Annotated in this window: 20 protein-coding genes and 2 pseudogenes; 12 read left to right on the top strand and 10 right to left on the bottom strand. The window is 70.2% G+C overall.

Annotation, left to right across the window (positions count from 1 at the left end; all coding sequences use genetic code 11):
• Window positions 1-9: 9 nt before the first annotated feature.
• Window positions 10-198 (bottom strand): hypothetical protein, encoded by a 189-nt coding sequence (locus tag LJ657_RS24105; protein ID WP_030943007.1) that lies wholly within the window; start codon window positions 196-198, stop codon window positions 10-12.
• 604 nt (window positions 199-802) lie between these two features.
• On the opposite strand from LJ657_RS24105, the gene LJ657_RS24100 reads away from it, so the two are divergent.
• The 8 genes from LJ657_RS24100 to LJ657_RS24065 all read left to right on the top strand — a co-directional run bounded on the left by LJ657_RS24100 (window position 803) and on the right by LJ657_RS24065 (window position 11,430).
• Window positions 803-4,579 (top strand): sensor histidine kinase, encoded by a 3,777-nt coding sequence (locus LJ657_RS24100; protein ID WP_232650826.1) that lies wholly within the window; start codon window positions 803-805, stop codon window positions 4,577-4,579.
• 9 nt (window positions 4,580-4,588) lie between these two features.
• Entirely contained in the window at window positions 4,589-5,002 is a 414-nt protein-coding gene (locus LJ657_RS24095; RefSeq protein WP_003973453.1) for a roadblock/LC7 domain-containing protein, read from the top strand.
• 108 nt (window positions 5,003-5,110) lie between these two features.
• On the top strand, window positions 5,111-5,506 hold the full coding sequence (locus LJ657_RS24090) for a DUF742 domain-containing protein (protein ID WP_030943001.1): 396 nt from the start codon (window positions 5,111-5,113) through the stop codon (window positions 5,504-5,506).
• Window positions 5,487-6,062, top strand: a complete 576-nt coding sequence (locus LJ657_RS24085; protein ID WP_030942998.1) for a GTP-binding protein — start codon at window positions 5,487-5,489, stop codon at window positions 6,060-6,062. Before LJ657_RS24090 ends, LJ657_RS24085 begins: the two co-directional genes overlap by 20 nt.
• A gap of 387 nt (window positions 6,063-6,449) precedes the next feature.
• Window positions 6,450-9,755, top strand: coding sequence for a sensor histidine kinase (locus tag LJ657_RS24080; RefSeq protein ID WP_232650825.1), 3,306 nt, complete (start codon window positions 6,450-6,452; stop codon window positions 9,753-9,755).
• 10 nt (window positions 9,756-9,765) lie between these two features.
• Window positions 9,766-10,179, top strand: coding sequence for a roadblock/LC7 domain-containing protein (locus LJ657_RS24075; RefSeq protein WP_005479603.1), 414 nt, complete (start codon window positions 9,766-9,768; stop codon window positions 10,177-10,179).
• A gap of 95 nt (window positions 10,180-10,274) precedes the next feature.
• Window positions 10,275-10,868, top strand: coding sequence for a DUF742 domain-containing protein (locus tag LJ657_RS24070; RefSeq protein ID WP_030942992.1), 594 nt, complete (start codon window positions 10,275-10,277; stop codon window positions 10,866-10,868).
• Window positions 10,849-11,430, top strand: coding sequence for a GTP-binding protein (locus LJ657_RS24065; RefSeq protein WP_026248371.1), 582 nt, complete (start codon window positions 10,849-10,851; stop codon window positions 11,428-11,430). Before LJ657_RS24070 ends, LJ657_RS24065 begins: the two co-directional genes overlap by 20 nt.
• Window positions 11,431-11,588: 158 nt before the next feature.
• On the opposite strand, the gene LJ657_RS24060 is transcribed toward LJ657_RS24065, so the two are convergent.
• The 3 genes from LJ657_RS24060 to LJ657_RS24050 all read right to left on the bottom strand — a co-directional run bounded on the left by LJ657_RS24060 (window position 11,589) and on the right by LJ657_RS24050 (window position 15,882).
• Window positions 11,589-11,783, bottom strand: coding sequence for an acyl-CoA carboxylase subunit epsilon (locus LJ657_RS24060; protein ID WP_232650824.1), 195 nt, complete (start codon window positions 11,781-11,783; stop codon window positions 11,589-11,591).
• Window positions 11,784-11,840: 57 nt separating this feature from the next.
• Window positions 11,841-13,424, bottom strand: a complete 1,584-nt coding sequence (locus tag LJ657_RS24055; RefSeq protein WP_232650823.1) for an acyl-CoA carboxylase subunit beta — start codon at window positions 13,422-13,424, stop codon at window positions 11,841-11,843.
• Between the two features lie 154 nt (window positions 13,425-13,578).
• Entirely contained in the window at window positions 13,579-15,882 is a 2,304-nt protein-coding gene (locus tag LJ657_RS24050; protein WP_232650822.1) for a polysaccharide lyase 8 family protein, read from the bottom strand.
• A gap of 166 nt (window positions 15,883-16,048) precedes the next feature.
• Here LJ657_RS24050 and LJ657_RS24045 point away from each other — a divergent pair, with 166 nt between their 5' ends.
• Window positions 16,049-16,603, top strand: a complete 555-nt coding sequence (locus LJ657_RS24045; RefSeq protein ID WP_232650821.1) for a YceI family protein — start codon at window positions 16,049-16,051, stop codon at window positions 16,601-16,603.
• Between the two features lie 132 nt (window positions 16,604-16,735).
• Here the strand turns inward: LJ657_RS24045 and LJ657_RS24040 are convergent, their stop codons facing one another.
• A complete protein-coding gene (locus tag LJ657_RS24040) occupies window positions 16,736-17,281 on the bottom strand; it encodes a hypothetical protein (RefSeq protein ID WP_232650820.1) in 546 nt (181 codons plus the stop codon).
• Window positions 17,211-18,371 carry an FUSC family protein gene (locus tag LJ657_RS48670; RefSeq protein WP_232650819.1) on the bottom strand — a complete coding sequence of 387 codons (1,161 nt, stop codon included), beginning with the start codon at window positions 18,369-18,371 and terminating at the stop codon, window positions 17,211-17,213. Before LJ657_RS48670 ends, LJ657_RS24040 begins: the two co-directional genes overlap by 71 nt.
• An 88-nt stretch (window positions 18,372-18,459) precedes the next feature.
• On the opposite strand from LJ657_RS48670, the gene LJ657_RS24030 reads away from it, so the two are divergent.
• Complete coding sequence (locus tag LJ657_RS24030) at window positions 18,460-18,885, top strand: MarR family winged helix-turn-helix transcriptional regulator (RefSeq protein ID WP_232650818.1); 426 nt, start codon at window positions 18,460-18,462, stop codon at window positions 18,883-18,885.
• 4 nt (window positions 18,886-18,889) lie between these two features.
• On the opposite strand, the gene LJ657_RS24025 is transcribed toward LJ657_RS24030, so the two are convergent.
• On the bottom strand, window positions 18,890-20,248 hold the full coding sequence (locus tag LJ657_RS24025; protein WP_232650817.1) for a hypothetical protein: 1,359 nt from the start codon (window positions 20,246-20,248) through the stop codon (window positions 18,890-18,892).
• Between the two features lie 70 nt (window positions 20,249-20,318).
• Window positions 20,319-21,755: pseudogene (locus LJ657_RS24020) on the bottom strand (glycoside hydrolase family 3 protein); the annotation flags it as partial.
• On the opposite strand from LJ657_RS24020, the pseudogene LJ657_RS24015 reads away from it, so the two are divergent.
• Together LJ657_RS24015 and LJ657_RS24010 are read left to right on the top strand one after the other, a co-directional pair.
• Window positions 21,753-21,980, top strand: a pseudogene (locus LJ657_RS24015) (Scr1 family TA system antitoxin-like transcriptional regulator); the annotation flags it as partial. The pseudogenes LJ657_RS24020 and LJ657_RS24015 sit on opposite strands and share 3 nt — an antisense overlap.
• Window positions 21,977-22,243 carry a DUF397 domain-containing protein gene (locus LJ657_RS24010; RefSeq protein WP_232650816.1) on the top strand — a complete coding sequence of 89 codons (267 nt, stop codon included), beginning with the start codon at window positions 21,977-21,979 and terminating at the stop codon, window positions 22,241-22,243. The pseudogene LJ657_RS24015 and the gene LJ657_RS24010, both read left to right, overlap by 4 nt.
• Here the strand turns inward: LJ657_RS24010 and LJ657_RS24005 are convergent.
• Entirely contained in the window at window positions 22,225-23,187 is a 963-nt protein-coding gene (locus LJ657_RS24005) for an outer membrane protein assembly factor BamB family protein (RefSeq protein ID WP_232650815.1), read from the bottom strand. The genes LJ657_RS24010 and LJ657_RS24005 overlap by 19 nt on opposite strands.
• A 114-nt stretch (window positions 23,188-23,301) precedes the next feature.
• A complete protein-coding gene (cimA, locus tag LJ657_RS24000; protein ID WP_232650814.1) occupies window positions 23,302-24,906 on the bottom strand; it encodes a citramalate synthase in 1,605 nt (534 codons plus the stop codon).
• Between the last annotated feature and the right edge of the window lie 88 nt (window positions 24,907-24,994).

Here is a 24,994-nt window from a genome sequence, read left to right as displayed (position 1 = left end):
GAGTGCGTACTACTGCGCGACGGAGGCCGTGGCGGGGACCTCCACCAGGATGGTGCGACGGGGATTGGCGGTCTGGGTGGGGAGGTCGACGGAGTGCTCCGGCTGTTGCGGCGTCTGCAGTGCGTCGGCGTCCTCGAGGTGCGCCAGCGTCGTGCGCCGCGGGTTGGCTATGTTGCGGAACATCATCGTCGTCTTCACTGTTCTACGTGACCTTGTCGTCTCCGGGCGCCCGGCCGGACCCTGGGGCCCTCTCGCGCAGGCGCGGTTGTCAAAGTGTTACGTCCTGTAAAGCGTCAGGCTAAACATGCAATTCCCTTCCCGAGACGCGAAGACCCCATGATCGGCATGTGAGTTTGCTCACGAACTGTGAGTCAAATCGGTCAATTCAGGCTCGCAATCCACCCCCACGAAACGGACATTGCCCACCTGAAGCCATCATTCCGCTCCTGATCATGGCGACTAGGACACCGTTTCCATCTAGGCGACTCGCTCATATAAGTCCGTTATGGACGAGATCACTTTCTACGTCCGGTAACCCCGCACTCACGTGCTGTCACGTGGGTCACGGCATAGTCCTCGGCCCTTGTTGGAGATCCGGCACTGTGCTGGAATTCCACGGACCGCCGCAGGATCGAGCCGGCGCACAGGGGGCGCGACGAGCGCCGCGTGGCGGCGAGAAGGGGGAACCAGCGCCGGTCACTCACGACCAACAGGGGGCGCATTCGGGGCGCCGCCTAAAAACGCCGACACCGTGTCTTTCCGTTCACGCGGAGGGGCGCCTGGTCCAGAGGTTGCGACGCTAGTGCAGGGACGTTTCAAGAGGGATGGCAGTGCTTCGGCGGAGCCGGAGCCGCACGGCGGGACTGGCCCCAATGCCGGCAGTCCCTCCCCCCAGCACGCCCAGAACCCGGGCCCGGCACCGTCCGGCGACGGCGGAGAGCGCCCCGGGCGCCCCGGCGCGTCGGCATCTTCCGGGTCCCCCGGCCCCACCACTTCGGCGGTCAAGCCGCCGGGCGGCCCGAACGGCCCGGGATCCCGCGTGGCACTGCGCAACTGGCGCATCTCCACGCGCCTGGTGTCACTGCTCGCGCTTCCCGTGGTGGCGGCCACCTCGCTGGGCGCCCTGCGCATCAGCGACAACGTGAACGAAATCCAGCAGCTCGACAACATGAAGCTGCTGACGGACATGACCAAGCAGGCCACCGAGCTGGCCGACGCGCTCCAGAAGGAGCGCGACCTGTCCTCCGGTCCGCTGGCGCACGGCTCCAAGGCCAGCGACTACACGGTCAAGGGCTACCGGGACAAGACGGACCGGGCCAAGACCAACTTCATCGACTCCGCCGAGCAGATCGACACCTCCAACAAGGACGGCTCGCTCCAGGGCGTCCGCGAGAGCCTCGTCGGCGTGGTCGGCGACCTCGAACAGCTGTCGAAGATCCGCTCCAGTGCCTACCAGGCCAAGAACAACTCGACGCAGACCGTCGAGGCCTACCACCGTCTCGTCACGCACCTGCTGACCCTCTCCCAGGACATGGCCGAGGCCACCAGCAACCCCGAGATGATCCAGCGCACCCGCGCCCTGTCCTCCTTTTCCTCCGCCAAGGAGTACGCGTCGATGCAGCGCGCCGTCCTGGCGGCGGCGCTCCCCGCGAGCAACACCACGGTCGGCGACCTCTCGGAGAACGACCGGCTGTACGCACAGTCGGCGCTGGAGAGCCAGAAGTCCGAGCTGCGCAGCTTCCGCAGCATCTACGGCACCGACAAGGCCACCGCTCTCCTCAAGCCCATCGAGGAGAACAACACGACGATCACGGCCAGCGACAAGTACGCCAGCCGTGCCCTCGCCTCCCAGAACGCCCTGGACGACCTGCCGAAGCGCTCGTACCAGGACTGGGTCGACGACAGCTCGACCAAGATCGAGCAGATGAAGAAGATCGAGCACACGCTGCTCGAGGACATGGAGCAGAAGGCCCGCGAGCTGCGCGCCGCCTCCGAGCGTGAGGCGATCATCTCCGGTGCGCTGATCCTGCTCGTGCTCGGCGTCTCCCTCGTCGGCGCCTTCGTCATCGCCCGGTCCATGATCCGCTCGCTGCGCCGCCTCCAGGAGACCGCCAACAAGGTCGCCCAGGACCGGCTGCCCGAGCTGGTCAAGCAGCTCTCGGAGTCGGACCCGCAGGACGTCGACACCTCCGTCGAGTCGGTCGGTGTGCACTCCCGGGACGAGATCGGCCAGGTGGCCGCGGCCTTCGACGACGTGCACCGCGAGGCGGTCCGCCTCGCCGCCGAGCAGGCCCTGCTGCGGGGCAACGTCAACGCGATGTTCACCAACCTCTCGCGCCGCTCCCAGGGCCTCATCCAGCGCCAGCTCTCGCTCATCTCCGAGCTGGAGTCCCGCGAGGCCGACCCGGACCAGCTGTCCTCCCTCTTCAAGCTCGACCACCTCGCGACGCGTATGCGCCGTAACGGTGAAAACCTCCTCGTCCTCGCCGGTGAAGAGCCGGGACGTCGCTGGACCCGCCCGGTCCCGCTGGTCGACGTGCTGCGCGCCGCCGCCTCCGAGGTGGAGCAGTACGAGCGCATCGAGCTGGCCGCCGTGCCGACCACCGAAGTGGCCGGCCGCGTGGTCAACGACCTCGTGCACCTCCTCGCCGAGCTACTGGAGAACGCCACCTCGTTCTCCTCGCCGCAGACCAAGGTCAAGGTCACCGGTCACGCGCTGCCCGACGGCCGCGTCCTGATCGAGATCCACGACACCGGCATCGGCCTCTCCCCCGAGGACCTCGCGGCGATCAACGAGCGGCTCGCCTCGCCGCCCACCGTGGACGTCTCCGTCTCCCGCCGCATGGGTCTGTTCGTGGTCGGCCGGCTGTCCCAGCGCCACGGCATCCGTATCCAGCTGCGCCCGTCCGACTCCGGTGGTACGACCGCCCTGGTCATGCTGCCCGTCGATGTCGCCCAGGGCGGCAAGAAGCCGCAGCCCAAGCCCGGTCAGGGCGCCGGTTCCCCCGGTGGTCCGGCCGCCGCGCAGGCCGCCGCGGGTGTGGCCGCCGCACGGCGCCAGGCCGGTGCCGGTGCGCCCGGTGGTGGCGCCCTCGGTGCCGGTGCGGCCTCCGGTGGTCTGCTCGGTGCCGGTCAGGGCCCGCGGGCCGCGCTGCCGGGTGCCGGCGACGGCCGCCCGGGTGCGCCCGGCGGAGCACGTGGCCCGCAGTCTCCGGGAGCCCCGCAGCAGGGCCGCCCGGCTCCCGCGGGCGCCGGGTTCGGCCAGGCGCCGGGTGCGCCACAGGGCCTGCAGGCCGCGGGCCTGGGTCAGGACAGCTTCGGCGGCGCTCGTGGCGCCGTACCGCCGCAGTCCTCGAACAACGCGGACGCAGGCAACGAGCAGGGCCGCGGCCGGCGTGGCCGTCAGCCGCAGCTGCCGGGCCGTGGCGGTCCGCGTGCCGAGCTGCCGGGCGGCAACCAGCAGTCCCGGCCGAGCTGGAGCGACGAGAACGCGCAGCCGCCGGTGCCGCGCGCTTCGCTCGACACCCCGCGCGGCCACGACGAGACATCCCGCATGCCGCGCATCGACTCGACGTCCGAGATGCCGGCGGTCCCGCGGTCCGAGGACCGTCAGGGCCCCGGTTCCACCTCGGAATTCGCGCGTCCCGACTTCGGCGCCCCGACGCCGGGCGACCCGCAGCACACGGGCCAGTTCGCCGCCCAGGACTTCGGCGCGCAGCAGCCGAGCACGAACGGTTCGCAGAACACGGGCCAGTTCGTCCGCTCGGACGTCTTCGGCGCTCCGTCCGGCCAGAACGGCCGCACCGGGCAGAACAGCCCGAACAACCCGAGCAACCCCGCCAACACGGGCCAGTTCTCCGTTCCGCAGGCGTACGACGGCAGCTCCACGGGCCAGTTCGCCACCCCCGGCTACGACAGCGGCGCCACCGGGCAGTTCGAGCGTCCGCAGCAGGGCGGTGACTTCGGTGCTCCGCGGCCGCCGGCCCCGCAGCGTCCGCAGCAGCGGCCCGTCCGCCAGGAGCCAGACAATGGGGGCGCCGCGCAGCGGCCCGATGAGGGGCGGCGGCCGGGAGACGGGTGGGAGCTGCCGCCGGCGCCGGGCCCGGGTGACGGCCGTACGCCGCTGTACGACACGCTGGAGACCAACTGGTTCCACGGCCAGCAGGGCGGTCAGCAGAGCAACGGCTCCGCACCGGCCCCGCAGCAGCCGCAGGCTCCGGCCGCACCGGCCGCACCCGCGGCCCCGCAGCACTCTGCTGCTTCACAGCGTCCCGCCTCCTCTTCCTGGCGCACCTCGCCGAACGACGATCTCGTCCGGCAGGCAGAACGCGTCAGGCAGCCGGCGGCGGGCGGCGTCACCACCTCCGGCCTGCCGCGCCGGGTGCCCCGGGCGAACCTCGTTCCGGGCACGGCTCAGCAGCAACAGCACCAAGCCGGTCCGCAGGTCTCGCGTGCGCCTGACGACGTACGCGGCCGGCTGACCAATCTCCGTCGGGGCATCGCGCAGGGTCGCCAGGCCGGTACCGGTACCGGTCAGACCGGCAGTTTCCCGAGCCCCACTCACCAGCAGGAGCGTTAGTTGAGCCAGATGAGCCAGGCGGCACAGAACCTCAACTGGTTGATCACCAACTTCGTGGACAACACCCCCGGTGTGTCCCACACCGTCGTCGTCTCCGCCGACGGTCTCCTTCTGGCGATGTCGGAAGGCTTCCCCCGCGACCGCGCCGATCAGCTGGCGGCCGTCGCGTCCGGACTGACCTCGCTGACGGCCGGGGCCTCCCGGATCTTCGAGGGCGGCAACGTGGCGCAGACGGTCGTCGAGATGGAGCGGGGTTTCCTCTTCCTGATGTCCGTCTCGGACGGCTCGTCCCTGGCCGTGCTCGCGCACCCCGAGTGCGACATCGGCCTGGTGGGCTACGAGATGGCGCTGCTCGTCGACCGGGCAGGTGCGGTCCTCACGCCGGATCTGCGCGCCGAACTACAGGGCAGTCTGCTCCACTGACCCGCCCAGGATCCACCCCCGTCACCACATCACCGTCCGGCCGCCACAATCCCCCCACGGCCAACAGACGGCCAGCCCGACCGACTTGCTGTCCCGCCCGGAGGATTCATGACCCCGCCCACCGCCTCTCATGATCCGTACGCGGAGCCGTACGAGGATGAGGGCGACCAGCCACTGGTACGTCCGTACGCGATGACCGGTGGCCGGACCCGGCCGCGCTACCAGCTCGCCATAGAGGCGCTGATCAGCACGACGGCCGACCCGGCAGCGCTCATGGGGCTGCTCCCGGAGCACCAGCGCATCTGCCACCTGTGCCGTGAGGTGAAGTCGGTCGCGGAGGTGTCGGCGCTCCTGTCCATGCCGCTGGGCGTGGCCCGGATCCTTGTCGCGGACCTGGCCGAGGCCGGGCTCGTCGCCATCCACCAGCCTGGTGGCGACGAGACGACCGGTGCGCCGGACGTGACCCTGCTCGAAAGGGTGCTCAGTGGACTTCGCAAGCTCTGAACCGAGCCGTGCCACCACCTCCGCCAAGATCGTGGTGGCGGGCGGATTCGGCGTGGGCAAGACCACCTTCGTGGGCGCCGTCTCGGAGATCAACCCGCTGCGTACCGAGGCCGTGATGACGTCCGCGTCCGCGGGTATCGACGACCTCACGCACACCGGGGACAAGACCACCACCACGGTGGCCATGGACTTCGGCCGTATCACCCTGGACCAGGACCTGATCCTTTACCTGTTCGGTACGCCGGGCCAGGACCGGTTCTGGTTCATGTGGGACGACCTGGTACGCGGTGCGATCGGCGCGGTGGTGCTCGTGGACACCCGGCGCCTGGCGGACTGCTTCCCCGCGGTCGACTACTTCGAGAACAGCGGCCTGCCCTTCGTCGTCGCGCTCAACGGCTTCGACGGGCACCAGCCGTACGCTCCCGAGGAGGTGCGCGAGGCGCTGCAGATCGGTCCGGACACCCCGATCATCACGACGGACGCCCGGCATCGCGGGGATGCGAAGAGTGCGCTGATCACCCTGGTCGAGCACGCTCTCATGGCACGGCTGCGGTAACACGCAAATCAGCCATGCCGTACGGCAGTTGTCGTAGACGCACCGGAGCCTGCTGTGGCCTTTGACACGGCGGGCCCCGGTGTTCATAACGTTTCGGCAGAGGAATCAGGTGGCACGGCCACTCGTCGCTGTCAACCGGTCTCGCTGCGCTCACATTGGCCCCGTCTTTTGACGGGGCTCGCTCTTTATGACCGATTTATCTGGGTCTTACATCACACGGAATCCTCGCTTTCCACTGTTTGGAAGAGCGCAGGTCGTCGTGCTGGAATGCGTGAACTGCCCAATAGTCAAAGACGTACTCAGTAGTACTGCGTACTCAAGGGCGAACTGGGCTCTGAGACACTGCGGCACAACGTTGGTGCCCGCCGCCGAGAGGTTGTTGGTCGAGTGAGGCGAAGCAAGAACGGTCCCGAGCCGTCGGCCCGGGGCAACTTCACCCCGCCGCCGCGCGGAGCGGCGCCCGCCCCTGTGCCCGGTTCGGAACCGACGGCCCCACCCGCTCCGAGCGGCGGCCGTTTCTCCCCCCGCAACTGGCGGGTGCCGACCCGGCTGAACGCGATCCTGCTCATACCCGTGATGGTCGGCCTCGTCATGGGCGGCTTCCAGGTGAAGAGCTCGATCGACACCTGGCAGGAGGCGCAGGACGCGGAGAACACCGCACGTCTGGTGCGGGCCTCCCTCACCTATGCCAACGCGGTGAACAACGAGCGCGACATCACCGCGGCACCGCTGCTCAAGGGCAAGAGCGCGACCGCCAAGGACAAGGCGACGGTCACCGCGGCCCGCAAGGCCACGGACGACGCAGCCGACGCCTTCGACGCGGCGGCGCAGAACATGCCGCAGAAGGCCGGCCTGCTGCGCCGCCTCAAGCTGTTCCGCCAGGCCGAGCCGCAGCTGGCCACCCTGCGCGCGATCGCGTACACCTCCAAGGTCCACGGAGTGCAGACCGAAGAGGGCTACGTCGCCGTCGCCCACCCCCTGATGGAGTTCGCCAACGAGCTGGGCCTGGGCACGGGCAACATCACCAGCTACGGCCGCACCGTCTACGCCATCTCGCTCACCCAGGCCGCCCTGTCCCTGGAGCGGTCGATCGGCATGCACCTGCTGATCAGCCCCGGCCCCAAGAAGGACGACCTCGCCAAGCAGCGTGTCGCCCTCTCCTCCTACGCCTACCTCGAGGGCATCGCCATCGAGGAGTACAAGGCGGGCGGAACCGAGGCGGACGCGCAGAAGCTCGTCGACCTGGAGGCGAAGGCCAAGGCCGAGGGCGCGGCCCAGGCCAAGCAGGCCGCCGCGCAGGCGGCGGCCAACAACCAGACCTACGTGCCTCCGCCGTCCGAGCCGACGGCCATGGTCACGGCCCTCTCGGCGCTGCAGACCACGGACACCAGTGCCCGTGCGCAGCTCGCCGCGACAGGCATCACCGCGGAGAACTGGTGGGGGGTCACCACCCTCCGGGCCGACGTCTACCGCAAGATCCAGGCGGACATGGCCGACAAGGCCGTGAACGAGGCCTCGAACATCGCCGACAACGCCAAGCGTGACGCCCTGATCACGGGTGCCGCTGTCATCGTCGCCCTGCTTCTCGCGTTCATCCTGGCCGGTGCCGTGGCCCGCCAGATGTCCCGCTCGATGCGCCAGCTGCGCAACGCCGCCTTCGGCATCGCCGAGCAGCGCCTGCCGATGCTGGTCGACCAGCTCTCGCGCACCGACCCGGGCCGCGTGGACACCCGCGTCCAGCCCATCCCGATCAACACCCGGGACGAGATCGGCGAGGTCGCCCGCGCCTTCGACCAGGTCCACCGCGAGGCCGTGCGACTCGCCGCCGAGCAGGCCCTGCTCCGTGGCAACATCAACGCGATCTTCACCAACCTCTCGCGCCGCAACCAGTCGCTGATCGAGGGCCAGCTGACCCTGATCACCGACCTGGAGAACAACGAGGCCGACCCGGACCAGCTGGAGAACCTCTTCCGCCTGGACCACCTCGCGACCCGTATGCGCCGCAACGGCGAGAACCTCCTGGTCCTCGCCGGCGAGGAGCCCGGCCGCCGCTGGGACCAGCCGGTCCCGCTCATCGACGTGGTGCGCGCCGCCTCCTCCGAGGTGGAGCAGTACGAGCGCATCGAGCTCTCCGGCGTCCCGGAGGCCGAGATCCACGGCCGCGCGGTCACCGACCTCGTGCACCTGCTGGCCGAGCTGCTGGAGAACGCGACGACGTTCTCCTCCCCGCAGACCAAGGTCCGCGTCACCGCGACCCGGCTGCCCGACGGCCGCATCATGATCGAGATCCACGACAAGGGCATCGGCCTCACCGCCGAGGACTTCGCGGACATCAACCACAAGCTCGCGAACCCGCCCACCGTCGACGCCGCGATATCCCAGCGCATGGGCCTCTTCGTGGTCGGCCGGCTGTCCGACCGGCACGGCATCCGCGTCCAGCTGCGCCCCTCGGGCGAGCAGGCCGGCACGACCTCGCTGGTCATGCTGCCGGACGCGATCACCCACGGCGGTGGCGGCGGCGAGCAGCAGTCGCGCGACGAGTTCACGGTCTCGCAGATCATCCCGGAGCAGAGCTACCAGGGTGAGGACTTCAACAACGGCCTGCCGATGCGCACGGCCGCGGAACTCGGCTTCGACGACAGCCGCTACTCAGAGATCCCGGACGACATACGCGAGCTGGACCCCGTCGGCCGCTCGCTGATGCGCGAGGAGCGCCGTGCGGCCCTGGAGGCCCAGGCGACGGACCAGCCGGTCCAGGAGTCCCCCGAGTCCCCCTACGCCGACGCGTTCGACCAGCCGTCCTACGACAACGGCCACGGTGGCTACCCGGAGCAGCAGCCCGGCGGCTACGACCCGCGCCCCGCGTACGACGAGCCGCAGCAGACCCCGTACGAGGAGCAGCAGCGCCCCGCGTATGACGAGCCGGCTCCGCGCCCGTCGTACGACGAGCCGTACTACGCGCCGAACGGCGGACTGCCGCAGAACGACACGTTCTCGTCGAACGGCGGCTACCCCGAGCCCTCGTATGCGGAGCCCGTCCGCGAGGAGCCCCCGGCCGCCCGCCCCTCCGCCCCGGAGTCCTTCCCGGCCTTCCAGGAGCGGCGTCACCAGGACGACTGGCCTCAGCAGGACACCTACCAGAACGGGTACTCGTCCGAGTACGCTCCGGAAACGGAATCTGCGCAGGCCGCTGACGTGAGCGAGCATGACCGCGTAGGCTTCGAGCGTCCGGGACCGGCCTCTTCCGCCGCCCACGCGCTGACCGACGCCGGACTGCCCCGCCGCGGATCGTTCGCAAACGGTGCGAACGGCACGGGCGGTGCGAGCGGTGCGAACGGCGCACGGCACGTGAACCAGGAGGCGCCGGCCCCCAAGCCGGAGAGCAACGGCAACGGCACCGGCGACTGGCGCTCGGCGAACGACGCGCGCTGGCAGCAGGCCTCCGCGCTCCGGAAGCCCAAGGCGGGCGGGGTCACCTCCTCCGGCCTGCCGCGGCGGGTGCCCAAGGCCAACCTGGTCGAGGGAGCCGCCGAGACCACCCCCCAGGGCGGCCCACAGGTCTCCCGCGCCCCGGAGGACGTCCGGGGCCGGCTGAGCAACCTGCGCCGGGGCGTCCAGCGCGGACGCAACGCGAGCAGTGAAACGAACGGTCAGGGCTTCGGTCCTGACAGCACCTACAACCAGGAGCGTTAGTGTGAGCCCGATGAGCCAGGCGGCACAGAACCTGAACTGGTTGATCACCAACTTCGTGGACAACACCCCGGGGGTGTCCCACACCGTGGTGGTCTCCGCCGATGGACTCCTTCTGGCGATGTCCGAAGGGTTTCCGCGCGACCGCGCCGACCAGCTGGCGGCCGTCGCGTCGGGTCTGACCTCGCTGACCGCCGGTGCCTCGCGCATCTTCGAGGGCGGCAGCGTGAACCAGACGGTTGTGGAGATGGAGCGGGGATTCCTCTTCATCATGTCCGTTTCCGACGGTTCCTCGCTCGCCGTGCTGGCCCACCCCGAGGCGGACATCGGCCTCATCGGGTACGAGATGGCTCTTCTGGTCGACCGTGCCGGTACGGTCCTCACACCGGATCTTCGTGCGGAGCTCCAGGGCAGCCTGCTCAACTGACAAACAGACGGTGCGTTTTGGCGTCCCGGGGCCGTAAGGTTTCGGGACGCGGCTCCACAGGCATTGGGTGCCCGGCACAGTCGGAGGAGGAGAAAGTGGCAACACCCCCAGGCGGTTCGAATTCGGGCAACTGGTCGTACGGCCCTGCCCAGGGCCAGGGCGGCGGTTCCCAGAACCCGAACCGTTACAACTTCCCCTCCACCCCGAGCCAGCGGCGTCAGCACCCGTATGCGCCCCAGGGTCCGCAGGGCCCCGGTCCCTCGCCTTACGACCAGCCGCCGGCGCCGCGCATCCAGCCCGTGCAGCCGCAGCGACGTGCTCCAGAGCCGGCCCCCGCGGGGTCGTCGAACAATCCCCTGGTGCGTCCGTACGCCATGACCGGCGGCCGGACGCGCCCGCGCTACCAGCTCGCCATCGAGGCGCTGGTGCACACCACCGCGCAGCCGCACCAGATGCAGGGCCAGCTGCCCGAGCATCAGCGGATCTGCAACCTCTGCCGCGAGATCAAGTCGGTGGCGGAAATCTCCGCCCTCCTGACGATCCCTCTCGGCGTGGCCAGGATCCTCGTCGCCGACTTGGCGGAGGCGGGACTGGTCGCCATCCATCAGCCCGGCGGCGACGAGAACGCCGGCGGCCAGCCAGACGTGACACTGCTCGAAAGGGTGCTCAGTGGACTTCGCAAGCTCTAGCGGCGGTCCTTCCCGCTCCACCACCTCAGCGAAGATCGTGGTGGCGGGTGGCTTCGGCGTGGGCAAGACCACGTTCGTCGGGGCCGTCTCGGAGATCAACCCGCTGCGTACCGAGGCCGTCATGACGTCTGCTTCGGCAGGCATCGACGACCTCACCCACACCGGGGACAAGACCACCACCACGGTGGCCATGGACTTCGGCCGTATCACCCTGGACCAGGACCTGATCCTGTACCTGTTCGGCACCCCCGGTCAGGACCGCTTCTGGTTCATGTGGGACGACCTGGTACGCGGTGCGATCGGCGCGATCGTCCTGGTTGACACCAGGCGCCTGGCCGACTGCTTCCCCGCGGTCGACTACTTCGAGAACTCGGGGCTGCCTTTTGTGATCGCCCTGAACGGGTTCGACGGGAACCAGCCGTACAACCCGGACGAGGTCCGGGAAGCTCTTCAGATTGGGCCGGATACGCCGATCATCACGACGGATGCGCGGCACCGGGCCGATGCGAAGTCTGCGCTGATCACTCTCGTGGAGCACGCGTTGATGGCTCGCTTGCGGTAAGTGGTTCTTGCGGCTACTGGGCTGCCTCGGACGGTTTGATGCCGTCTGCGGCGGCCCAGTGGCTTGTCGCGCAGTTCCTCGCGCCTCTAAAAGCCAATAGCCTGAACGCCTGAGGGCCCCCTCTCGTTGAGAGGGGGCCCTCAGGCGTTGTGCGGCGCTCAGTGCCAGCTGTGCGGGGCCCGGAAGCCGGGCTCGCGCTCCAGACGGCGCCAGCCGGCTTTTGCGCGGCCTCGGTGGGGCTGGGCCTCGTCCGACGGGGCGGCTGCGGCGCGGGCGAGGAGGACGGCCGTGATGGCGGCGACTTCCTCGGGCTCGGCGTGGCCCTTCTCGACACGAATGTCAGGGGTGTTCATAGGTCTCAGTCTCCGTGAGAGAGGTTTCCGCGAGGGTGTCGCGGAGGGTCCGCTGGGTTACTGCGGGGGGTTGCCGTGCTTGCGGGACGGCAGATCGGCGTGCTTGGTCTGCAGCATCGCCAGGGAGCGGATGAGGATCTCGCGGGTCTCGGTCGGGTCGATGACGTCGTCGACCAGGCCGCGCTCGGCCGCGTAGTAGGGGTGCATCAGCTCGGACTTGTACTCCTTGACCATGCGGGCCCGCATGGCCTCGGGGTCCTCGGCCTCTGCGATCTGTCGCCGGAAGATGACGTTGGCGGCCCCTTCGGCGCCCATCACGGCGATCTCGTTCGTCGGCCAGGCATAGGTGAGGTCCGCACCGATGGACTGGCTGTCCATGACGATGTAGGCACCTCCGTACGCCTTGCGCAGGATCAGCGAAATCCTCGGCACGGTCGCGTTGCAGTAGGCGTAGAGGAGCTTCGCGCCGTGGCGGATGATTCCGCCGTGCTCCTGGTCGACGCCCGGGAGGAACCCCGGGACGTCCAGGAAGGTGACGATCGGGATGTTAAAAGCGTCACACATCTGGACGAAACGCGCAGCTTTTTCCGATGCCTCGATGTCCAGGACGCCGGCGAGGGTCTGCGGCTGGTTGGCGACGATGCCGACGACCTGGCCGTCCAGGCGGCCCAGCGCGCAGATGATGTTGCGGGCCCAGCGCTCGTGGACCTCCAGGTACTCGCCGTCGTCGACGATCTCCTCGATCACCTTGGCCATGTCGTACGGCCGGTTGCCGTCCGCCGGGACCAGGTCGAGCAGCACGTCGCCGCGGCGGTCCACCGCGTCCGTGGACTCCACCCGCGGCGGGTTCTCCCGGTTGTTCTGCGGGAGCAGCGACAGGAGGTAGCGGACCTCGGCGATGCAGGTCTCCTCGTCGTCGTAGGCGAAGTGACAGACACCGGAGGTCTCGGCGTGGACGTCCGCGCCGCCCAGGCCGTTCTGGGTGATCTCCTCGCCCGTCACCGCCTTGACCACGTCCGGGCCGGTGATGAACATCTGCGAGGTCTCGCGGACCATGAAGACGAAGTCGGTCAGGGCCGGCGAGTACGCGGCGCCGCCGGCGCACGGGCCGAGCATCACCGAGATCTGCGGGATGACGCCGGAGGCCTTGGTGTTGCGCTGGAAGATGCCGCCGTATCCGGCGAGCGCGGAGACGCCCTCCTGGATGCGGGCGCCCGCACCGTCGTTCAGCGACACGAGCGGCGCCCCGGCCGCGATGGCCATGTCCATGATCTTGTGGATCTTGGTGGCGTGGGCCTCGCCCAGCGCGCCGCCGAAGATGCGGAAGTCATGGGCGTAGACGAAGACCGTGCGGCCCTCCACCGTGCCCCAACCGGTGATGACACCGTCCGTGTAGGGCTTCTTGGCCTCCAGGCCGAAGCCGACCGCGCGGTGCCGGCGCAGCTGCTCGACCTCCTGGAAGGAGCCCGGGTCGAGGAGCAGCTCGATGCGCTCCCGGCCGGTCAGCTTGCCCTTGGCGTGCTGCGCCTCGGTCGCCTTCTCGCTCGGGCCGGCCAGCGCCTGCGCACGGATCTCGTGCAGTTCGGCCACTCGCCCGCGCGCGTCCGTCGGCTCACCCGGCGCCTCATCCAAAACGGTCATGTAGTGACCTTACGAAGCCCACCCGAGAAAGCGAGCCGTCGACTCCGTACAGTCTCCGGCCCGTTTTCCTGGTGCCACTGAACAGAACCCTGGGGGCATGCAGGCTTTCCGACTGCTCAGAGGGCATCCGGCTTGTAGAGGTCAGACAAAGCCGTCAGCTGAGAGTCAGCTCACAACGGTGAGTCGCACATGACACGCCTGGGGTAATCCGGAGCGTCGTACGGCGGCCGGTGCGGAGGACTTCGACGGTGTCGTCGGCCCGCACCACCCCGCGCACCGGGTGGTTCCAGGTGATCTCGAACGGCTCACCCGTTCGGGGGGGCTCGCTCACGCAGAGGGTAGCGGTGCGGGCGTGGTGGCGTACGAGGACGCTCGCGGCCGCGGAGGCGGTCAGCGCTCCCGCCGTGCCGGGCCCCCAGAAGTTGGCGGCCGTCAGGCCGAGGGAGGGGACGCGGACGGCCTGGCAGGTGGCGCTGTTGGCGAGGATCGCCAGCCAGTGCCGGTCGGCGGCGCGGGAGGCGACCACTCGGCGGGAGGCGCCGGGCATGAGGACGTAGACGTATGCGGCGTCGACCGGGTCCGTGCCGTGGTCGAGCCAGAGGGTCTGCCACCGGCGGGTGGCCCGCTGGGTGGTGCTGGTGGTGTTGATGTCCGACCAGGCGCCGGAGCGGTCCTCGCGGAGGGTGCGCAGCGCACCGCCGGGTACGATCCAGCCGCCGTGGCCCTCCAGATGGGCCCAGCCCCTCCCCCGTACGAACTCCTGTGTCCCGGCCTCCCCCAGGTTGCGATTGTCGACGACGGTCTCGACCGGGACGCCGTCGGTACAGGTGATGCCCGCGCCGAGGCAGATCACCGCGTCCGGGACGCAGAACCACGACTTGCGGGCGTGGAGCGTCGAGCCGAGGCCCCTGAGGTGCTGGCCGACGGCCGCGTACTCGCCGTCCGTCGTGCCGCCGACCCAGCGCACGTCCGGCTTGGGCTGGCCCCATTCGCCGCCCGCCTTGTCCGCCAGGGGAAGGGTGGACACGGTGGTGCCCGGCAGGCGGTACCAGTCGACGGTCGGCCAGAACCAGTCCGTGTACTGGTCGCTGCGCCCCTTGGGCCACCAGTAGAGCATTCCGGCGCCCGTGTGCCAGCCGCGCGGGTTCTCTCCGTTGCCGTACTCGTAGTACGTGATGCGGTCGCTGCACATGGCCAGGCTCGCCGTGAAGCCCGGGCCGCGGTGGACGGCCCTGTCCATGGCCGGGAAGAGACGGTGGCCCACGGGTTCGGGGGCGGCCGGGACCGGCGCGTCGGCGACCGCGTGCAGCCGGGCCAGGTCGGCCACGTCGAGCTGACGTGCCGTCAGGATGGGTGTCACCGTGTCCCGTTCGATCCAGCCCTTGATGTACGAGTGCCAGCGGTCGCGTTCCACCGCGGTCGCCCCACCGGCCAGCAGCGCCACGGCCGCGATGATCCCCTGCCCGTGGAAGTGGTCGCTGCGCATGACGTGGCGGTCATCGCTTCTGAGGTAACCCCGGCTGATGGCACGGCCGTTGACGCCGTCCATCACCAACCCGTCGTGGATCAGCGGCGCGTAGGCGTGCTCGACGCTGTCGAGGACGAGCTGCCGGTTCGGGTCGGTCACCTCCCACGCGGATCCCGCCAGCAGCGTGAAGAGGCGGCCGAGGCCGTCGAGCATCACTTGTCCGTACGTCCCCGAGTACGCGACCCAGGTGTGCTGGACGAACGAGCCGTCCGCGTACAGGCCGTCCCCCTTGGTGACGTACGGGAAGACCGGGGAGAGCGCGTCGCGGGCCAGGGCGAGCTTGGCGTCCGCGCGGCCCAGGATGCCGCGCAGGGCGACCGAGCGGCACAGGTCGACGCGGTTGGCGCCGGTGGAGGTGCCGGAGTAGTCGGTGAGCATCGCGTCGGGGATGAAGTGGTCAACGGCGGCGCAGGCCGCTTGCCGCCGGGCCTCGGTGAGGTGGTCGTAGAGGACGGCCGTGATGTCCATCAGCAGGCGGGGGCTGCCGATCTGCCACTCCCACCAGTTGCCGTAGCGGGTGGTGGAGGGGTTGTAGACGGTGGCGGAGAGGTGGTCGAGGCCGCGCAGGACGGCCGAGAGGAGGGCAGGGTCGCCGGTCGAGCCGGTGCCCTGCTGGACGTAGGCCTGGGTCATCGTCCACACGCGGCCGTAGCTCTGGGTGATGCCGGAGGGCGGGTCGTAGGGGTAGCCGGGCCAGAGGGAGGTGGGCGTGGGGGCCATGGCGGCCTGGGCGGCGCGGGCGAGTGCGCCCGTTTCGGCCAGGCGGGAGGCGTACGGCTCGGCGGTGGGGTCGTAACCGCTACCGAGGGCGAGGTCGAGCCAGCGGCGGCGGAGGGCGTCGTAGGGGTCGGGGGCGGCTGCGCGGGCGGGGGGTGCGGCCGTGGCCAGGAGTGCCGCCGCGAGTAACACGGCTCTGCGGGTGGGTCTCATGGAGCCCCTGCGGTGTGTGGTCATGCCATGGGCATCTACCACCTCAGCGTAACCACGCCAACACTTTGCGGTTTATGTTGAAACTTGAAAGGAATAGGTCTACGGTCGATTCCGTTGAGTAGTTCAACGTTCAACTTACTGGACCCGAAGACCCAAGGAGTACGTCATGGCGAACACCGACCTGACCGCGCTGACCGGCGACTACGCGATCGACACGGCCCACTCCACCATCGGCTTCACCGTCCGGCACGCCATGGTCACCAATGTCAAGGGCAAGTTCCTCGACTTCAGCGGGTCACTGCACCTGGACGGCGGCAACCCGGCCGCGTCGACGGCCTCCATCGACGTCAAGATGGAGAGCATCGACACCGGGTCCGCCGACCGCGACGGTCACCTCAAGAGCGCGGACTTCTTCAAGACGGACGAGTTCCCGACCATGACGTTCCGCTCGACCTCCGCGGAGGCCCTCGGCGGCGAGGACTACCGCATCACCGGCGATCTGACGATCCTCGGCACCACCAAGCCGCTCACCATCGACCTCGAGTTCAACGGCGCCGCGAAGGACCCCTTCGGCAACGAGCGCGTGGGCTTCGAGGGCAAGGCGGAGATCAAGCGCTCCGAGTGGGGTCTGACGTGGAACGCGGCCCTGGAGACGGGTGGTGTGCTGATCTCCGACAAGATCAAGCTGAACTTCGACATCTCGGCGATCAAGAACGCCTGAGCCTTCACTGCATCCGCGCCTGAGCACGCCCGTCCCCTCCATCAGGGGACGGGCGCTCGGCCGAGCTCGGCCCGGTCGGTCACGGACTGCGCAGGCCCGGGGCCACTCACGCAGGACCGGTGGCGGACGCGGTCACCGTCGGCAGATCTGCTGCACGGCGTGGTCGATGCCGGCGAGTTGCGCCGCGGTGGGCACGACCGGTGCCCGGCCCTCGCGGCGGGCGTTGCGCACGGTCACGAACAGCAGGGGCGTTCCCTGCGGTGGCAGGGGCAGCTGGCAGTAGACGTTCAGGCGGGTGTGCAGGATGCGCGCCTGACCGGGCAGGAGCGCGGCGCCGGATACGGGCAGGGTCGGCAGGAAGCCGTCGTAACCCTGCCTCGTCCCCGTGAGGGTGACGGGAGCGGCGGAGGCGACGCGGAGGGTGATGCCGAGGTCCAGGGTGTAGCGCCGCGGCATCTCCACAGCGGTGATCCGGACACTCGTGGCGGCGACCGGGTCGGGCGGCGGGCGCGTGGCGACGACGTATCCGATTAGCGCGCCCAGCAGGACCGCGCAGAGCGACCCGACGACCGTCACCCGGACCCGGCGCGACAACGCCCGCCACCGCTCACCGAGCAGCGGCCGATCGTCGCCGAAGCCCTCGACGAGTTCCCGTTCGTCCCCATCGGGCGCGGTCACCACTCCCCAAGAGTAGGAGCGCGTGGGGCCGTTGGACATCGGTCGGAGCAATCTGTGCCGCCGTCGCCCGCCCGCGCGGCACCGGCAGCAGCCACCACGCCGAGGCCACCGACAGGACCGCGCCGACGGCGATGCCCTCCAGGCGGGTCGGCAGCAGGTGCTGGGCGTTCTGGCCGAAGTAGCCGAGGAGGAGGGAGAGGGCGCAGGTCATGCCCGCCGCCCAGTAGGCGTAGCGGAGCGGGCGCAGCCACAGCGCGACCGCGAGGACGGCGAACATCAGCGCCACGGCGGCGTGGCCGGTGACCCCGGCCGCCGCCACGCCCACCGCCAGCAGCGTACCTACGCAGGCCCCGGCGAGACGCTCGACCCCCTTGCGCAGCACGTCGTTCCGGCCGCGGTTGCCGCTCGCTGCGACGTACGCCGTGAGGACCACCCAGGGCCAGTGGTCGTCGAAGAGCAGGTGGCCGACGGCGAAGGCGGTGGCGATGCCGGCCGCCATCTGCAGGGCCATGCGGGTGCTCGGACGGGGGTGGAGTCGGGAGCGGCGCGGCGGCTGCTCGGGGACCGGCTCGGCGCGCCAGGGCCCGTACCGGTCCCCCAGCCCCTGCACCAGCCAGACCGAGCAGCACGCCAGCGCCCCGATCAGCGCCGACCAGAACCAGGTCACCAGCCCACTCTGCGCCTCGGGCGGCAACGTGGGGCCCGGGACGACCAGGAGGGCGATGAGCGGGAGGGTCAGCAGGGTGCCGGCCTTCGCGGCGGCCGGGCCGTAACGGCGGATCCAGATGGCCAGCGAGATGCCGACGGTGAAGACGGCGGCACCGATCGCGTAGTGGGCGGCGATCAGCCGGCCGAGGAAGATCGACGCGCCGGCCGTCACAGGCAGCACCACCAGCGCGGTGAGCCGGCGGCGGGTGTCGGCGGTGCGCTGGGTCGAGGACAGGGTGAGTGTCAGGGCGACCGCGAGGACGAGCACGTCGGTGTGCAGCCCGGCGGTGCCCTCCAGTACGAGGGCGGCGGCCCAGCAGAGCAGCATGGCGGTCATCGTCAGCACCGCTTCGTACGCGTTGCGTATAAGTTTGCCGGTCACCTGTCGGAGTTTATAGGTGTTGTCGGCATCCAGGTAGCGAGTATTAGTAAGTACTCGCGTACGATCTCTGCCACGTACGATCTCTGCCATGGAGCACCTTGCCGAAGCCAGCCGCATCCGTAGTGGTCTCGTCCGGCTCAACCGTCGGCTGCGGCAGGAGCGCGGCGACGGGTGTCTCAGCCCCAACCAGTTGTCGGTGCTGGGCCGCCTGTACCGGCACGGGCCCGCCACGCCCGGTGAGGTCGCGGCGGCCGAGCGGCAGCGGCCGCAGTCGCTGACCCGGGTCTTCGCGGAGCTGGAGGCGGAGGGGCTGATCGCGCGGGAGCCGGGCACGGCCGACCGGCGGCAGTCCGTGCTGTCGGTGACCGAGGAGGGACTGCGGAGGGTGGAGCGGGACATGGCCGAGCGGGACGCCTGGCTGTCCGGCGCGCTGGCGTCGCTGAGCCCGACGGAGCGGGGGGTCCTGGAGCTGGCGGCGGCACTGATGGAGCGGCTGGCGGACGCGGAGGTCTGACGTCTCAGAAGCCTCCGCCGAAGTCCCCGCCGCCGCCCCCGAAGTCCCCTCCGCCGCCGTCGCCGAACCCGCCGCCGAAGTCGCCGGGGTCGAAGTCAGCGCCGGAGACGTCTCCGCCGTCGTATCCGCCGCCGAAGTCCCCGTATCCGGAGCCGTAGTCGGCCGCGTACGACGGGGTCGCCATCATGCTGCCCAGCATCGTGCCGACCAGCAGGCCGGGCAGCAGGCCGCCGCCGAAGTAGCCGCCCGCCCAGGGGCCGTAGGCGGGGCCCGCGTCCCAGTAGGGGCGGCGGCCCTGATCGGTGTCGACCTCGCGGACGACGGGGTCGCGGCCGTCGGCGAGACGGGTGGCGTCGGCCGCGCAGACCGGGACCTCGCGCGGGGCGCCGCCCGGCGGCATCCAGCCGGCGTCGGTGACGGAGGGGCCGTGGCGTGGGTCGAAGAAGCAGGGCGGCCGGCGCTCGGGCAGGGGGCGGCCCTCGCGGCGGGCGGTGAGCAGGGCCAGCGAGAAGCGGCCGTCCTCCAGTGCCTGGGTGACGGCGCGGACGTCCTCGGGTTTCGTGGCGGCGGCCATGAACGACTTCGCCTGCTCGTAGGCGTCCAGCGCCCGTTCGTAGTCCGCGCGCATGGCGTCGTCGGCGCCCGCCTCCGCCGGGTGGAAGTCGAGGCGGTCCAGCTCCTCGCCGAAGGCGGTGATGTCCTCGTCGACGACGACCCGGAGCCGGTCCAGCGCGGCCCGCTGCTCCTCGGCCCTGCGGCGCCGGCCCCGTCGCACCAGCGTGTAGACGCCCGCGCCGCCCGCCACCAGCACCGCGCCCGCGGTGATCAGCGCGGTGTACGACACCCCGCCGCCGCCGGAGGAGGAGCCCCAGCTCGACGGGGCGGAGCCGCCCATGTTGGTGAGGGCGCCGTGGGTGAAGTCGGTCAGCTGGGTCTTGGCGTTCTTCTCGCCCTGGACGCTGGTGACGAGGTTCTGTACGGCGGTGCGCGGCAGGACGGAGGAGTCGGCCCTCGCGTCGAAGCGGTCACCCAGGCGGATCGCGTACAGGCCGGTGATGCCGGTGGCGGTGCGGAGGTTCTGGAAGAGGTTCGCCGTGGGGTAGCCCGCGGGGAGGACCGCGACGAAGAGCGGTTTGTCGGCGTGCTTGATCTGCTCGGCGAGGGCGTGCGCGTCGGCGGAGGACAGCTGGGCGCTCGCCGCCGGGTCGACGTAGACCGGGCTCTTGCGCAGGGCCTCGGCGACGGTCGAGACGCTAGTGGCGGCGGAGGCCGGCGGGGAGCCCGCCGACAGTACGGTCAGGGCGGCGAGCAGCAGGGCCAGGAGCAGCCCCGGGAGGCTTCGGGTCCGTACGACGGCCTTCATGGTTCGAAGCTACCCGAAGCCTCCCAAAACAGGTCATCCGTTCAGGTGAAAGTGGCGGGTGGCGTCCTCCTCAGGCGGCCCGGTAGGCCGTGATCAGCTTCTCCACGGCCGCCCCGTACCGTCCGGTGAGCGAGAGGTGATCCGCGTCGGCGAAGGGTTTCGCCACCGCCTCGGTGATGCTCGTGCCCGCCTTCTGCTGGACGATCAGCCGGGCCTTGGTGACGAGCGCGCGGCCGGTGTCGCCCGCGCCCGCCTTCTCGGCCACGGCGGCGGCCACCGCGAGGGCCTTCAGGGTCACCGCGCCGCCCTCCGGCGCCTTGGTCAGCGTGGTCAGACCCCAGCCGTACGGGAACTGCGGGTCGTACGTCGTGTCGCCGACGTTGATCGGCAGCTGGGCCTCGGACCGGGGCCAGGTGACCGGGAGTTGACCGGTGAAGGGGCGTTTGCCGTACAGCACGTCGGCCACCCCGTCGCCCTCCGTGCCCGGCAGCCAGGAGGCGACCAGGCCGTCGATCTCGCCGAGCCGGTCGCCGATCAGCTGCGGGCGCCCGGAGACGATCAGCACCGCGCACTTCATGGCCGCGCACACCTTGTCGACGGCGGCCTTGTCGGCGGCGGAGAGCTGCATGTCGTGCCCGTTGCCGACGTCACCGACGCCCTCGGCGTAGGGGGTCTCGCCGACCACGACCACGCCGACGTCGTAGCCGGCCGTGGGCGCGGAGGCGTCCTTGGAGTAGGTGACGTCTCCGTCCCTGCGCATCCCGTCGAGGATCGTCGTGCCCTGGGTGTGGGTACCGGACGCGCCCTGCCAGGTGACGGTCCAGCCGCCGGTCTGGTTGCCGAGGTCGTCGGCGTTGGACCCGGCCACGTACACCTTCTGGCCCCTCTTCAGCGGGAGCACCCCACCGCTGTTCTTCAGCAGCACCTGCGACTCGGCGGCGGCCTGCCGGGCGACGGCGCGGTGCGCGGCGGAGCCGATCTGCGGGGCGTGGGCGGTGTCGGCGTACGGGTGCTCGAAGAGCCCGAGCCGGAACTTCTGCGTGAGGATGCGCGACACGGCGTCGTCGATCCGCCGCTCGCTGATCCGCCCGGCCCGCACCTCGTCGACGAGCTGCGCGGTGAAGTCCTTGTACGAGTACGGCACCATCATCATGTCGACGCCCGCGTCGACGGACGTGCGGACGTGGGAGGAATAGTCGCCGGGGAGCTGGTCGATGGCGTTCCAGTCGCTGATGACGAATCCATCGAAGCCCATCCGCCCCTTGAGCACGCCGTTGATCATGTCGCCGCGGGCGTGCATCTTCACCGGGCCCTGTCCGTCGCCGAGGATGTCGAGCGAGGAGTACGAGGGCATGACCGTGCCGATGCCGCGTTCGACGGCCGTCCGGTACGGCGCCAGGTGGACGGCCTCCAGCTGCTGCCGGGTGACCTTGGTGACGCCCTGGTCGATGGTGTACGTGCCGGTGGTGGAGGAGCCGTACTCGGTGCCGCCGTCGCCGACTTCATGCCCATGGACCGGATGCCCCACGCCGGTCTGGCGGGCCCGATGACACTGCTGGAAACCCCCGACCACCAACCCCTCGTCTACCTGGAGGTACAGCGCGCCAGCTTCCTCGTCGAGGATCCAGACGAGGTCAGTGACTATCAACTGAAGTATGGAATGCTGCGGTCACAGGCTCTCTCCACGGGCGAGAGCGTGCGCCTCTTGCATGGATTGCTAGGAGACCGATGAGCACCGCACTTCAGTGGTTCAAGTCCAGTTACAGCAGCAACGAGGGCGGCAACTGCATCGAGGTCGCTCACGACTGGCGCAAGTCCAGCTACAGCGGCAGCCAGGGCGGCGACTGCATCGAGGTCGCCACCCAGCCCTCCGCCGTCCACATCCGCGATTCCAAGAACACCGGCCCCAACCTCACCGTGTCGCCGGGCACTTGGGCGGCCTTCGTCGGGCTCGCTCGGCAGGAGGGGCACACCACCTACGCCTCCATCGTGTAGAGGCTGTCTCCGCAGGTCACGTAGACGAGACCACCGGCCACCACCAGGGACCGGAGTTTGTCGCCCGCTTGCGCCTTCCAGCGGACCTGGCCGTTGTCCGCACTGATCGCGCACACCTGCCCCAGCCTGCTTCCGAGGTACACCTTGCCGTCGGCCACCACGGGTGAGGAACGGATGGTGCCGCCGTCAGCGGGAACACGCCATCGCGCTTCGCCGGTGGTCGCGTTCAGGGCGTACAGGTGATCGCTGCCGGTGATGTAGAGGGTGTCGCCGTGGATCGCCGGCGTGCTCTCGAAGGCGGTGCGGGCGAGGTAGGGCTGCGCCGACCAGCGCAGCTCGCCGGTGGCTGCGTCCAGTGCGTACACCTCCTGGAGATGGCCTCCGCCCAGATACAGGGTGCCGTCGTGGACCAGGGGCGCGCGGGGCACACGGGCGGAGGTCGGCCGCTGCCAGCGGACGGCGCCCGTGGCCGGGTCGAGTGCCCGGACGGTTCCCCCGTCGTCGACGACGTACAGCGTGCCGTCGGCCAGCACGGGCCCCGCGAAGTTCGCGCCGTTGCGCCGGTACTTCACCCGCCAACGGCGGCGCCCGGTCGCCGCGTCGAAGGTACGGAGGTGGCGGCTGCCGTCGACGTGGTGAACCAGGCCGTCCGCGACGACGGGCGGCGTCAGCGAGACCACGGAGGTCCGCCTGCGCCAGCGGACCCGGCCGTCGGCGGTGTCGAGGGCGAAGAACTTGTCCCCGTCGTACCTGCCCTTGCCCGCGAGGTAGACGGTGTCACCGGACACGGTGGGAGGGGCGAGGTGGCCGATTTCGGTGCTCCACCGGAAGAATCCGCCGGCCACGCTGACGGCCCGCAGGCGGCCACAGCCGACCACGTAAACGGTTCCGTCGTGGACGTAGGGCACCGAGGAGTCCGGGCCGACGAACCCCCACAGGCGCACGGTTCTGCTCCCTGTTCCCACGAGAGCCCCCAACTGGCCTGTTCCGGCGCACGGTTGCCGACACAGTACAGCGGGAGCCCTCGCCGGACGAAGGCCTCCGCACGTCCGACGGAGTTACTCCGCGGGCTCCACCCCGGCCCGGAGCAGTCCGTAGGTGTAGGCGTCCTCAAGTGCCTGCCACGACGCGGCGATCACGTTCTCCGCGACGCCGACCGTGGACCACTCGCCGGAGCCGTCCGACGTCGAGATGAGGACGCGGGTCGTGGACTGCGTGCCGTGCACGCCCTCCAGGATGCGGACCTTGTAGTCGACGAGGTCGAGCTTGGCCAGCTGGGGGTAGATCTTTTCGAGCGCCACGCGCAGGGCGCGGTCGAGGGCGTTGACCGGGCCGTTGCCCTCCGCGGTGGCGACGATGCGCTCGCCCTTGGCGTAGAGCTTGACGGTGGCCTCGTTGGCGTGGGTGCCGTCGGGGCGGTCCTCGACGATGGCACGCCAGGACTCGACCTCGAAGTACTTCAGCGGCCTGCCCTCGACCTCGCCACGCAGGAGGAGTTCGAAGGAGGCGTCGGCGGCCTCGTAGGTGTAGCCCTTGAGCTCGCGCTCCTTGACCCGCTCGACGACCCGGCCGACCAGCTCACGGTCGCCGCCGAGGTCGACCCCGAGCTCCTTGCCCTTCAGCTCGATCGAGGCGCGGCCCGCCATGTCGGACACGAGCATCCGCATGGTGTTGCCGACCAGCTCGGGGTCGATGTGCTGGTACAGGTCCGGGTCGACCTTGATCGCGGAGGCGTGCAGTCCGGCCTTGTGGGCGAAGGCCGAGACACCGACGTACGGCTGGTGCGTGGAGGGGGTGAGGTTGACGACCTCGGCGATGGCGTGCGAGATCCGGGTCATCTCGCGCAGCGCGCCCTCGGGCAGGACCTGCTTGCCGTACTTGAGTTCCAGGGCCGCGACGACCGGGAAGAGGTTGGCGTTGCCGACGCGCTCGCCGTAGCCGTTCGCCGTGCACTGGACGTGGGTGGCGCCCGCGTCGACGGCGGCGAGGGTGTTGGCGACCGCGCAGCCGGTGTCGTCCTGGGTGTGGATGCCGAGCCGGGCCCCGGTGTCGGCGAGGACCGTCGAGACGACGGCCTGGACCTGGGCGGGGAGCATGCCGCCGTTGGTGTCGCAGAGGATGACGACGGACGCGCCGGCCTCCGACGCGGCCCGTACGACGGCCTTCGCGTACTCCGGGTTGGCGCGGTAGCCGTCGAAGAAGTGCTCGCAGTCGACGAACACCCTGCGGCCCTGCTCGCGCAGGTACGAGACCGTGTCGCGGACCATTTCCAGGTTCTCGTCGAGCGTCGTCCGCAGCGCCAGCTCCACATGCCGGTCGTGGGACTTCGCGACCAGGGTGATCACCTCGGCGCCCGAGTCCAGGAGCGCCTTGACCTGCGGGTCCTCGCTCGCCTTGGCTCCGGCGCGGCGGGTGGCGCCGAAGGCGACGAGCTGGGCGTGCCTGAAGTCGATCTCCTGCCGGGCGCGGGCGAAGAACTCGGTGTCCCGCGGGTTGGCGCCGGGCCAGCCGCCCTCGATGAAGCCCACGCCGAAGTCGTCCAGGTGCCGTGCGATGGCCAGCTTGTCCGCGACGGTGAGGTTGATGCCCTCGCGCTGCGCGCCGTCGCGCAGCGTGGTGTCGAAGACGTGGAACGAATCGTCGAGCTCGCTGGTTGCGGTCATGGTGTCAAGGCTCCTGCTGTTGGATCCCGTCGGATCACGGTCGTTACCGGAATGACCGGCTCCACCGCCCTCAATGATCCCTCGCGCT

The sequence above is a fragment of the Streptomyces guryensis genome, assembly GCF_021261325.1.
Lineage (GTDB): Bacteria > Actinomycetota > Actinomycetes > Streptomycetales > Streptomycetaceae > Streptomyces > Streptomyces guryensis.
This window is presented reverse-complemented; position numbering and strand designations above follow the sequence as displayed.

Excerpts from the sequence above, each read along its gene's own strand:
- LJ657_RS24025 (WP_232650817.1), bottom strand. The coding sequence starts at position 20,248 with ATGAAGGCCGTCGTACGGACCCGAAGCCTCCCGGGGCTGCTCCTGGCC.
- LJ657_RS24010 (WP_232650816.1), top strand. The coding sequence starts at position 21,977 with ATGAGCACCGCACTTCAGTGGTTCAAGTCCAGTTACAGCAGCAACGAG.
- LJ657_RS24095 (WP_003973453.1), top strand. The coding sequence starts at position 4,589 with ATGAGCCAGGCGGCACAGAACCTCAACTGGTTGATCACCAACTTCGTG.
- cimA (WP_232650814.1), bottom strand. The coding sequence starts at position 24,906 with ATGACCGCAACCAGCGAGCTCGACGATTCGTTCCACGTCTTCGACACC.
- LJ657_RS24055 (WP_232650823.1), bottom strand. The coding sequence starts at position 13,424 with ATGACCGTTTTGGATGAGGCGCCGGGTGAGCCGACGGACGCGCGCGGG.
- LJ657_RS24060 (WP_232650824.1), bottom strand. The coding sequence starts at position 11,783 with ATGAACACCCCTGACATTCGTGTCGAGAAGGGCCACGCCGAGCCCGAG.
- LJ657_RS24050 (WP_232650822.1), bottom strand. The coding sequence starts at position 15,882 with ATGAGACCCACCCGCAGAGCCGTGTTACTCGCGGCGGCACTCCTGGCC.
- LJ657_RS24045 (WP_232650821.1), top strand. The coding sequence starts at position 16,049 with ATGGCGAACACCGACCTGACCGCGCTGACCGGCGACTACGCGATCGAC.
- LJ657_RS24090 (WP_030943001.1), top strand. The coding sequence starts at position 5,111 with ATGACCCCGCCCACCGCCTCTCATGATCCGTACGCGGAGCCGTACGAG.
- LJ657_RS24075 (WP_005479603.1), top strand. The coding sequence starts at position 9,766 with ATGAGCCAGGCGGCACAGAACCTGAACTGGTTGATCACCAACTTCGTG.
- LJ657_RS24030 (WP_232650818.1), top strand. The coding sequence starts at position 18,460 with ATGGAGCACCTTGCCGAAGCCAGCCGCATCCGTAGTGGTCTCGTCCGG.